Origin of the sequence: Vibrio sp. 10N.222.55.C6 (assembly GCF_041473395.1) — a bacterium.
Lineage (GTDB): Bacteria > Pseudomonadota > Gammaproteobacteria > Enterobacterales > Vibrionaceae > Vibrio > Vibrio crassostreae_C.
In genome coordinates this window covers 68101-78646 of record NZ_JBFRSD010000008.1, presented here as the reverse complement: position 1 = coordinate 78646, position 10546 = coordinate 68101, and the positions used below count along the sequence as shown (strand labels likewise).

Here is a 10546-nt window from a genome sequence, read left to right as displayed (position 1 = left end):
AAAACTTTTTTCAAGCGCTTGGCTTGGCTAATTTGGCTTGCTGATTCGTTCTGGTTTCCTAAGAAGCCATCCCGTGTCAGCGAGGTGGCATTATAGAGATTTCGATCACACTGGCAAGCCCTTTTTTAAGTTTTTTTCGTTTTTTTATTCGTTCGATTAAAAAGAACTCAAAACGCCTCAAAAGTAGGCTTTTATCTTACATATTCTTCAGTTTTTCAGTGAACAAAGAGACTTTTTCCCAGTTTGTGTACTCAACTTCCTTCGTTGTATCCGTTTCACCACCTGTCATATTCATAATAAAGCGGATCATGGTTCTATCGAACCAGTTATAACGTGGGTAATAGAGGGCACCTGCAAATACACCGATTAAAGTCGGCTGCCATGGAGACTTGGTAAGGAACTTCTTAATATACGCACTGCCTTCTGGTGTATCTTTGCCTTGGTCTTCTTTACGCGCCGTTAAGTTAACGCAGAAGAAGGCAACCTTATTGGATTGCAACTGAGCAAGGTTGGCATCAATGAACTTATATAGCTTCTTATTAAGGTGGCCGTAACGAATAGATGCACCAATCAAAACTCTGTCGTATTGAGCAAAGTCGACATTACTAATAGTGTGCAGATCTTGAAGCTCACATTCGAACTCATTCATTTCTTCTTTTATATAGTTCAAGATCTTCTTGGTTTGCCCTTCACGGCTTGAATACAAAAATAGAGCTTTTGCCACAATGTTGTCCTTAGCTACGCCAAAACGTAGGGGTCAATAAAATTAATAAGGTGAATATCTCTAAACGACCAAACAGCATAGATACGATCAACACCCATTTAGCCTTATCATTCACATCGCCGAAGTGCATTGCCACTTCACCTAAGCCCGGGCCAAGGTTATTCAATGTTGCCGCTACGGCAGAGAAAGCACTCAGCTCATCCATCCCAGTAGCAATAAGAGCCAGCATACAAACCACAAACACTAATGCGTATGCAGAGAAGAAGCCCCAGACCGCATCTACAACACGTTGTGGTAGTGCAGAACCGCCAACCTTGATGGTATAGACAGCCCGTGGGTGAACAAGACGCTTCATTTCACGAGCACCTTGCAGAGTAAGTAGTAAGATTCGAATCACTTTCATACCACCACCCGTAGAACCTGCACATCCCCCTATAAAAGAAGAGAACAAAAGCAGTACGGGTAAGAACAATGGCCACTCTGAGAAACCCGTCGTTGTAAAACCCGCGGTCGTAGAGATAGACACGGTTTGGAACAAGGCTTGGTCGAAAGCATCGTAGTACGAATCATAAGAGTGATGATTGAGCAGTAATAAGAAACAAACCAAGAACAGTACTGCCTGAATAAAGATAAAGGCGCGGAACTCAGGATCTTTCCAATAATACTTAGGATGCACACCACCTGAAGCAAATGCAGCAAAGTGAAGCGAATAGTTACATGCGGATATAAGAAGGAACACAACTGTAATCATGTTGATCGCAGGGCTATTGAAATACCCCATGCTCGCATCGTGAGTCGAGAAGCCACCAATCGCAATAGTAGAGAAGCTATGACTGATGGCATCAAAGAAGCTCATCCCAGCAAGCCAAAACGCCACTGCACAAGCAATGGTTAAGCTCAGGTAGATGTACCAAAGCGCTTTTGCCGTTTCAGCAATACGCGGAGTCATCTTGCTATCTTTTACTGGACCCGGGATTTCAGCACGATATAACTGCATACCACCGATACCCAGAACAGGGAGGATAGCTACCGCTAATACGATGATACCCATACCACCAAACCATTGTAGGAACTGACGATAAAAAAGAATCGCCTTAGGCAGATCATCGAGGCCGACAATTACGGTCGCACCTGTCGTAGTTAATGCAGAGAAGGATTCGAAGAAAGCATCGGTTACCGACACATTGGGGTTATCGGCGATCAAAAACGGCAGCGCACCCGCACTACCGATTACCGTCCAAAACAGAACAACAATCAAAAAGCCATCACGCGCTTTCAATTCATGCTTATAACGTCGGTTTGGAAACCAGCAAGTTGCTCCACAGAATAAGAGAACGAAGAAGGTCGTCACAAATGGCACACCCGCACCATCTCGATAGATCAGTGCGACGAGCGCAGGAGCAAGCATTGATACACTAAAAAGTGCTAATAATAATCCGACGATTCGAATAATTGAGCGAAATTGCATGAGCTATTGAACGAAGCGAAATGCTTCACACTTCCTAGTTGTCTTTGACTTTCGTTACCAGTGCCTTAGCACCGCTTTTATTGATCATGGTTTGGGTAAACGAATCTACCTGAAGGAGCTCTATTTCAATAATAAGCTCAACTTGAACACCATAATCCGCTTGGACCTCAACAGCCTGATGCTGAGCCATGATGGATTGTGCGATCGGCACAAAGCCATAGTCTAACTCTAGCCGTAATTTTGTGGTTATTTTTTTCTCGATAGTTTGAAGCAGCTTGAGAGCTTGTTGTACGCCACCGCCGTAAGCCTTAACCAAACCGCCGGTTCCAAGCTTAATTCCGCCAGAGTAGCGCGTCACAACAGCCGTTAATTCACCGACACCAGAGCCCGATAGTTGCGCCAAGATAGGCTTACCCGCTGTACCCGAGGGTTCACCATCATCACTGAAACCCCAAAGCATTGAGTCTTCAGGTCGACCAGCAACAAAACCCCAACAGTTATGTCGTGCTGAAGAATGCTCTTTTTTCACCTGTTCTACGAACTGTTTTGCAGCTTCAACACTTGGAGTATGAGCAAGATGCGTAATAAAGACGCTCTTTTTTATCTCTTCTTCAAACAGAGCCGACGCAGAAGGTATTAAATAAGGCTGTTCATTCATATCGTTAACTTAGTTAATAAGAGCGACGAAGTGTATCACGCGTGAATAATAAGGGTTAGAGGATCTGTGCCATCGCACAATGTTAAACAATTGTTTAAAAAATGTATTGAAATTAATCAAGCAGAGGTACAGACTAAGATAACTGGTCTTACCAGGTATTCTACAATAATAGAAAGATAACAAGATTCTCTCAAACAATCGTGGATTGTATGTCATGGAGATAGACAATGATTTACCAAGCTAACACCCTACAGGTAAAGGAATTACAAGATGGTATTGCGGAATTAAGCTTCTGTGCACCAGCCTCTGTAAACAAACTCGACCTTGCTACTTTAGAATCACTAGATAAAGCGTTAGATGCTCTTAATGCTCACGCAGGATTACGTGGTTTAATCTTAACTTCAAACAAAGACGCGTTCATTGTAGGCGCAGACATCACTGAATTTCTTGGCCTATTTGCTAAGCCAGAAGCAGAACTTGATGAATGGTTAAGATTCGCTAATTCAATCTTCAGCAAGCTCGAAGACCTTCCTGTCCCAACTCTTTCAATGATGCGTGGCCATGCCCTTGGCGGCGGCTGTGAATGTGTACTCGCTACCGATTTCCGTATCGGTGACAAGACCACCAGCATTGGCCTACCTGAAACCAAACTTGGCATCATGCCTGGTTTTGGTGGTTGTGTACGCCTACCTCGTGTTATCGGTGCTGACAGCGCAATGGAAATTATCACGCAAGGCAAAGCATGCCGTGCAGATGAAGCGCTTAAAGTTGGCTTGTTAGATGCGATTGTTGAAACAGACCAGTTACTAGAATCGGCAATCAATACCGTTTCTCTGGCTGCTAATGAAAAATTAGACTGGCAGCTACGCCGTAAACAAAAGACATCAGCGCTTTCACTAAGCAAACTCGAAGCGATGATGAGCTTTACCATGGCGAAGGGCTTAGTTGCTCAAAAAGCAGGGCCTCACTACCCAGCTCCGATTACTTCTGTGATTGCGATTGAAGAAGCAGCACGCAGCAATCGCGATGCAGCACTCGACATCGAACGTAAGCACTTCGTTAAGCTAGCGAAATCGGAAGAAGCAAAAGCATTAGTTGGCTTATTCCTGAATGACCAGTACATCAAAGGCTTAGCGAAACAAGCGGGTAAGTCAGCAAACAAAGCAACTGAGCGTGCAGCCGTACTTGGTGCAGGTATCATGGGCGGCGGTATTGCTTACCAATCAGCTCTAAAAGGCGTGCCAGTGATGATGAAAGACATCGCACAAGCATCGCTTGATCTAGGTATGAACGAAGCATCTAAGCTGTTGAATAAACGCTTATCACGCGGTCGCTTAGATGGATTCAAGATGGCAGGTATTCTGTCTTCTATTACTCCAAGCCTGCATTACGCGGGTGTAGAACAGTCGGATGTGATTGTTGAAGCAGTAGTAGAAAACCCGAAAGTAAAAGCAGCAGTACTGAGCGAAGTGGAAGGTTTGGTTGGTGAAGACACGGTTCTAACATCAAACACCTCTACAATTCCGATCAACCTGCTAGCGAAATCACTGAAGCGCCCAGAAAACTTCTGTGGCATGCACTTCTTTAACCCTGTGCATCGCATGCCTTTGGTTGAGATCATCCGTGGTGAACAAACTTCAGAAGAGACCATCAATCGCGTGGTTGCTTACGCAGCGAAGATGGGTAAATCCCCAATCGTTGTTAACGACTGCCCAGGCTTCTTCGTTAACCGTGTACTTTTCCCTTACTTTGGCGGTTTCAGCATGTTGCTACGCGACGGTGCTGATTTCACTAAGATCGATAAAGTGATGGAGCGCAAGTTCGGTTGGCCAATGGGCCCGGCTTACTTACTAGACGTTGTAGGCCTAGACACTGCACACCACGCACAAGCTGTGATGGCGCAAGGTTTCCCAGAGCGTATGGGCAAAGAAGGTCGTGATGCGATTGATGCACTTTACGTTGCTGAAAAGTACGGTCAGAAAAACGGTAGCGGTTTCTACACATACAGCGTAGACAAGCGTGGTCGTCCGAAGAAGACCTTCTCTGAAGACATTCTTCCTATCTTGGCTGACGTATGTCAAGCACCACAAGATTTTGATGACCAAACAATTATCCAGCGCGTGATGATTCCAATGATCAACGAAGTGGTGCTTTGTCTAGAAGAAGGCATTATCGCGACACCGCAAGAAGCGGATATGGCACTGGTTTACGGTTTAGGCTTCCCTCCATTTAGAGGCGGCGTATTCCGCTACTTAGACAGTGTGGGCATTGGTAACTTCGTTGAAATGGCGAAAGGCTACCAAGACTTAGGTGCAATGTACCAAGTTCCTCAGCTATTGCTTGATATGGCAGCGAAGGGCGAAAGCTTTTACGACAGCCAACAAGCCAGTTCTCTGTAACCCACATTTGGAAAAGGAATAGCAAAATGAAAAATGTAGTTGTTGTTGATTGCCTTCGCACCCCAATGGGACGTTCCAAAGGTGGAGCTTTCCGTCACACTCGTGCTGAAGATCTGTCTGCACATTTGATGAAAGGCATTTTAGAGCGCAACCCAGAAGTAAACCCTGTCGAAATTGAAGATATTTACTGGGGTTGTGTACAACAAACACTAGAGCAAGGCTTCAACGTTGCACGTAACGCTGCCTTGCTTGCTGGTCTACCGATTGAGATTGGTGCTGTAACAGTCAACCGTTTATGTGGTTCATCTATGCAAGCTTTGCATGATGCAACTCGCTCTATCATGGTTGGTGATGCTGAAATCTGCCTGATTGGTGGTGTGGAGCACATGGGCCACGTACCAATGAACCATGGTGTTGATTTTCACCCAGGCATGTCAAAACACGTAGCAAAAGCGGCCGGCATGATGGGGCTAACCGCTGAGATGTTAGGCAAAATGCACGGTATTAGCCGTGAAGACCAAGATGCATTCGCAGCACGCTCACATGCTCGCGCTCAAGCAGCTACGGTTGAAGGTCGTTTCAAAAATGAAATCCTGCCAACCGAAGCTCACGCTGCAGACGGTTCTCTGTTCACTCTGGATTACGACGAAGTCATTCGCCCAGAGACAACAGTTGAAGGCTTATCCCAGCTGCGTCCGGTATTTGACCCAGCAAACGGCACAGTAACAGCAGGTACTTCATCAGCTCTGTCTGATGGTGCTTCTGCAATGCTTATCATGAGCGAAGAGAAAGCTAACGCACTTGGCCTTAAGATTCGCGCTCGCGTGAAGTCTATGGCTATCGCTGGCTGCGATCCTTCAATCATGGGTTACGGCCCAGTACCAGCAACCCAAAAAGCACTTAAACGTGCAGGACTAACCATTGAAGACATGGGTGTGATTGAGTTAAACGAAGCGTTTGCTGCTCAATCTCTACCTTGTGCTAAAGACTTAGGTCTACTGGATGTTGTTGACGAGAAAGTAAACCTTAACGGCGGTGCGATTGCTCTGGGTCACCCACTAGGCTGTTCTGGTTCTCGTATCTCGACGACGCTAATCAACCTGATGGAAGCACAAGACGTGAAATACGGCTTGGCGACTATGTGTATTGGTTTAGGCCAAGGTATTGCAACGGTATTTGAACGCCCATAGCGTTTACTGACTGTAATATTTGAAGGGTAATCTTTTGTGCAGCTATATTTATATAGCTGCACTTTTTATTGCTTGGCATCCAACAATGCATCGATTGTGTTCAGCGAACTCAACGAGAGAAAAACCAACCCTGACATCTATGCACAAAACGCATATATTCAATGTTGATGTTTCATTATTTTTTCTCGGATGATTCAACTAAAGTTACTTCAGTTTCCTAATATTCCTCCACGGAGCAGATCATGTTTAAAGCACTTGTACTAAACCAAGAAGACAAAAAAACTATCGCGTCAGTTTCTCAAATTGAAGAATCTCAATTACCAGAAGGTAACGTGAAGATTGATGTTAGCTACTCTTCTTTGAACTACAAAGATGGTTTGGCGATTACAGGTAAAGGGCGCATTGTTCGCAACTTCCCTATGGTTCCTGGTATCGACCTTTCTGGTGTGGTTTCACAATCTGATGACCCTCGCTACAAAGCAGGCGACGAAGTTGTTTTAACGGGTTGGGGTGTTGGTGAAGGTCACTGGGGCGGCATGGCTGAAAAAGCGAGCCTAAACGGTGATTGGTTAGTGCCAATGCCTAAAGGTCTAGACGCTAAGAAAGTCATGGCGATCGGTACAGCAGGCTTCACGGCAATGCTTTGTGTGCAAGCTATCGTAGATGCAGGCATCAAACCAGAAGACGGTGAAATCCTAGTTACCGGCGCAAGTGGCGGTGTAGGTAGCGTATCTATCACTCTACTAAACCAACTGGGCTACAAAGTGGCAGCAGTGACTGGCCGTGCTTCTGTAAACGGTGAACTACTTAAATCACTAGGCGCGACACGTATTGTAGAGCGTGCTGAACTAGAAGAACCAGCTAAGCCACTAGAAAAACAACTGTGGGCTGGCGCTATCGATACGGTAGGCAGCAAAGTGCTTGCGAAAGTATTGGCGCAAATTGATTACAACGGTGCGGTTGCGATGTGTGGTCTAGCTGGCGGTTTTGACTTACCAACCACGGTAATGCCATTCATTCTGCGTAACGTTCGCCTACAAGGTGTTGATTCTGTAATGTGCCCTCGTGAAAAACGTATTAAAGCGTGGGAACAACTGGCTGAGCTACTACCAGAATCTTTCTACGCTCAAGCAACCAAAGAAGTGTCTTTAGACGGTGCAATTCAAGCAGCAGAAGACATCACTAACGGTCAAATCACTGGTCGCGTAGTCATTAAACTATAGGCTCTCAAACATAAAGTTATCAAACCTTAAGCAACAGCTTTAGGCTTGGATAACCCAAAACAACAAAGGGCTGATTTTTATCAGCCCTTTTGCGTTTTTGTCATTCGGGTCAAGTGAACTCAGACTCAGATCCGGTTAACCCAAACCGACATCCGCAATCCGTTTTTGAATCAACTCACCACACTCTTCTTTTACCACTCTTCTTAACCATTGTTGTGAAGCAGAAGAATCGCAACGCGAGTGCCAGATCAGTGAGTAATCAAACGGCATAAATTCAAATGGTAATGGCTTAACAACCAAGTCATAACGCTCTGCTACCAAATAAGCCAAATCAGCAGGCACAGTAATCACCAACGGCATTCTATCGACAATCGCCAATGCCGCTTCAAGGTGATAAGCACGCAGTACCATTTTTCTGGGTTGTTGATTAGCTAAAGCGTTGTCCAATAAAGCCTTAACACCATCACTGATCGCAATCATCGCATGTGGGAGTGAAACATAGTCTGCAAGGCTTAAAGGTTGATCGGCTAATGGATGGTTTTTAGATAACAGACACGACACACCAACCGGCCCCAAGACTTCTTGATGAAGTGGTGCAATGCTGCCACTCGGACGACAGATCGCCATATCAACGCGTTCGGTGCTGAGCTGTTTAAACAAATGCTCATGCTGCAACGGAGCAAACTCCAAAGAGATATTGGGTGCTTGTTCATAAATCTTAGGCAACGCATAAGGCAAGATGGTTTGCATCGCATAATCGGTGGTAGCGATCAGAAAACGTTCGCTGCAATAGTAAGGGTCAAAGTCACTCGGACTCAGCAATTGGCGAAAAGACTCCAAAGGCTGATCAATACGCTGACTGATCTCGAGTGCTTTCTTGGTAGGAATAAGGTGCTGACCTTGACGTGTAAACAACGGATCGTTTAGTAATTCTCTTAAACGCCCTAATACTCGACTGGTTGCGGATTGGCTTAAGTTAAGACGAAGCGCGGCCTGGCTTACGCTGCCCTCTTCAATCAATACCTTTAAAGCGACCAATAAATTAAGGTCTCTACGATAGATGTCTTCTAATTCCACGCCACTTACCTAGCTGTATACGATTGCCATTAGTCACTAAGTTGTTTATAGCATGCTTTAGATAAAAAAAATCCCGCAATTACGCGGGGAAGCCCAAGAAAATTGGGGGATAGTGTCGGAATGTTGTCGTATCGGAATTCGCTTGCTGTATTCGGGTTAGTGCTCTTGCTCTTCGGCTATACCTTGCCAACGGCGCATCTCTACCCAAATACCAATAATCGTTGCTACTATGCCAAAAATAGGCATCAGTGAGGTCTCTGTCGATGAGCGTAGTACTAACGCACAAAAAGAAATAAAACAGAGAACCGAATAAATTGTTAATCTATCTAATCCTGTCAACATCGCCACTCCTTAGCTAGTTGCCTTTGCTTCAAGTTGTTATCAACTTGTTAACTAAGTTATAGGAAATGATTCTGTTTGCCAAGCACTTATTGCATATTTTTTCTGCAGACGTATTATTCACTCGTTAGATAGATATAGAGATACAAACCATGACATTCAAACCTGAACTGGCAACCCATACTTTAGAAGCTGAAGGCCTGCGTTGCCCGGAACCAGTAATGATGGTCAGGAAGACAATTAGAAACATGCAGGATGGCGATGTGTTACTGGTAAAAGCTGACGATCCTTCGACAACTCGAGATATTCCGAGCTTTTGTCGATTCATGGATCACCAGTTGGTAGGCCAAGCAACAGAAACGTTGCCTTACCAGTATTTGATCAGAAAGGGATTGGAGGCGTAACGCCCCACCGACTATCAAGTATCAAAAAAGCCGCTCGTACCTTATGTTCTTAAACAGAACTCAGAGTACGAGCGGCTTTTTGTTTATTCGCTTCTAGATTTGTTTTGCAGATGCTCCAGCTGATGCTGAATTTCTCGGATATCTTTGCGCATCGGAATAATATGCGCGACCCGAATCCAAGCCTCTACCGCAAGTGCAGTCATGATGATGGCACCCGCGACCATTGGCAGCCACATGTCCGTCAACACCATGCCTAACAGTGTAAGTGCAAGACCAAAAGTAAATAGATAACTTTGGCTTTGTGGAGTAATACCCATATAACGCGTCAACATAATCATGCCCTCGTGTTCTTAACTCACAAGATTAAAATATCATGACAAGTATGACAGTTATATGTCCATTCGCTCGATAAACCCCACAATACTGTAAGAGTATGACCTACAACACATTACTCTACTGATTGAGTATAATAAGACTCAATACCACCTGTTAATAGAAAGCAGCAGCGATAGCTAAACCCACGAATAGCAAGGCTGTGATCTTACGAATCAGATCAAGCGGCATCTTATCCGCAGAGAGCTTACCGATGATCACCACAGGCACATTCGCCAGCAGCATACCGATCGTAGTACCCAGAATCACCCACGTTAATGCATCAGAATATTGAGCCCCTAGAATAGAGGTCGCAATTTGGGTTTTATCACCGATCTCAGCAATGAAGAAGGCGATGAAACTGGCGACAAACGGGCCTCGGTTTGATATCTGCTCATCGTCATCCAACTTATCCGGAATCAGAATCCAGCCCGCCATAGCGATGAAACTAACCACCAGCACCCACTTTAATACTTCAGGTGAAAGATAGTCGGCGACCACAACCCCGAGCCATGCAGCAAGGGCATGATTGGCAATGGTGGCAAAGAAGATAGCCGCAATGATAGGTATCGGTTTTCGATATCGACTGGCTAATAAAAGGGATAGCAACTGGGTCTTATCACCGATCTCGGCTAAGGCGACAGTTGTAATTGAAATTGCTAAAACGCTCACGACATGCTCATTTGGGATGG

At 45.1% G+C, this 10546-nt stretch carries 11 protein-coding genes; 4 read left to right on the top strand and 7 right to left on the bottom strand.

What is annotated here, in order from left to right; genetic code table 11:
• Positions 1-196: 196 nt before the first annotated feature.
• Genes hemG through AB4486_RS08625 form a run of 3 tightly spaced genes read right to left on the bottom strand, consistent with a single transcriptional unit; the run spans position 197 to position 2850 of the window.
• Positions 197-724: a menaquinone-dependent protoporphyrinogen IX dehydrogenase gene (gene hemG / locus AB4486_RS08635; RefSeq protein WP_136974235.1), complete on the bottom strand. Its 528-nt coding sequence runs from the start codon at positions 722-724 to the stop codon at positions 197-199.
• A 10-nt stretch (positions 725-734) separates the two neighbouring features.
• On the bottom strand, positions 735-2192 hold the full coding sequence (locus tag AB4486_RS08630; RefSeq protein WP_017077285.1) for a TrkH family potassium uptake protein: 1458 nt from the start codon (positions 2190-2192) through the stop codon (positions 735-737).
• A gap of 34 nt (positions 2193-2226) precedes the next feature.
• Complete coding sequence (locus AB4486_RS08625; RefSeq protein WP_017058823.1) at positions 2227-2850, bottom strand: YigZ family protein; 624 nt, start codon at positions 2848-2850, stop codon at positions 2227-2229.
• Between the two features lie 227 nt (positions 2851-3077).
• On the opposite strand from AB4486_RS08625, the gene fadB reads away from it, so the two are divergent.
• The 3 genes from fadB (at position 3078) to AB4486_RS08610 (ending at position 7662) form a co-directional block, all read left to right on the top strand.
• Positions 3078-5249 carry a fatty acid oxidation complex subunit alpha FadB gene (fadB, locus tag AB4486_RS08620; protein ID WP_017058822.1) on the top strand — a complete coding sequence of 724 codons (2172 nt, stop codon included), beginning with the start codon at positions 3078-3080 and terminating at the stop codon, positions 5247-5249.
• 26 nt (positions 5250-5275) lie between these two features.
• On the top strand, positions 5276-6439 hold the full coding sequence (fadA, locus tag AB4486_RS08615; RefSeq protein WP_017058821.1) for an acetyl-CoA C-acyltransferase FadA: 1164 nt from the start codon (positions 5276-5278) through the stop codon (positions 6437-6439).
• 242 nt (positions 6440-6681) lie between these two features.
• Complete coding sequence (locus AB4486_RS08610) at positions 6682-7662, top strand: MDR family oxidoreductase (RefSeq protein ID WP_017058820.1); 981 nt, start codon at positions 6682-6684, stop codon at positions 7660-7662.
• Positions 7663-7797: 135 nt separating this feature from the next.
• Here AB4486_RS08610 and AB4486_RS08605 read toward each other — a convergent pair whose 3' ends face one another.
• Both AB4486_RS08605 and AB4486_RS08600 read right to left on the bottom strand, forming a co-directional pair.
• A complete protein-coding gene (locus tag AB4486_RS08605; protein WP_017058819.1) occupies positions 7798-8739 on the bottom strand; it encodes a LysR family transcriptional regulator in 942 nt (313 codons plus the stop codon).
• 156 nt (positions 8740-8895) lie between these two features.
• On the bottom strand, positions 8896-9081 hold the full coding sequence (locus tag AB4486_RS08600; protein WP_004736674.1) for a hypothetical protein: 186 nt from the start codon (positions 9079-9081) through the stop codon (positions 8896-8898).
• A gap of 149 nt (positions 9082-9230) precedes the next feature.
• Between AB4486_RS08600 and tusA the strand changes: the two genes are divergently transcribed.
• Complete coding sequence (gene tusA, locus AB4486_RS08595) at positions 9231-9482, top strand: sulfurtransferase TusA (RefSeq protein WP_004736675.1); 252 nt, start codon at positions 9231-9233, stop codon at positions 9480-9482.
• An 83-nt stretch (positions 9483-9565) separates the two neighbouring features.
• Here tusA and AB4486_RS08590 read toward each other — a convergent pair whose 3' ends face one another.
• Together AB4486_RS08590 and AB4486_RS08585 are read right to left on the bottom strand one after the other, a co-directional pair.
• Positions 9566-9820 carry a hypothetical protein gene (locus AB4486_RS08590; RefSeq protein WP_017058818.1) on the bottom strand — a complete coding sequence of 85 codons (255 nt, stop codon included), beginning with the start codon at positions 9818-9820 and terminating at the stop codon, positions 9566-9568.
• 151 nt (positions 9821-9971) lie between these two features.
• Complete coding sequence (locus tag AB4486_RS08585; RefSeq protein ID WP_017055491.1) at positions 9972-10526, bottom strand: TMEM165/GDT1 family protein; 555 nt, start codon at positions 10524-10526, stop codon at positions 9972-9974.
• Positions 10527-10546 lie beyond the last annotated feature (20 nt).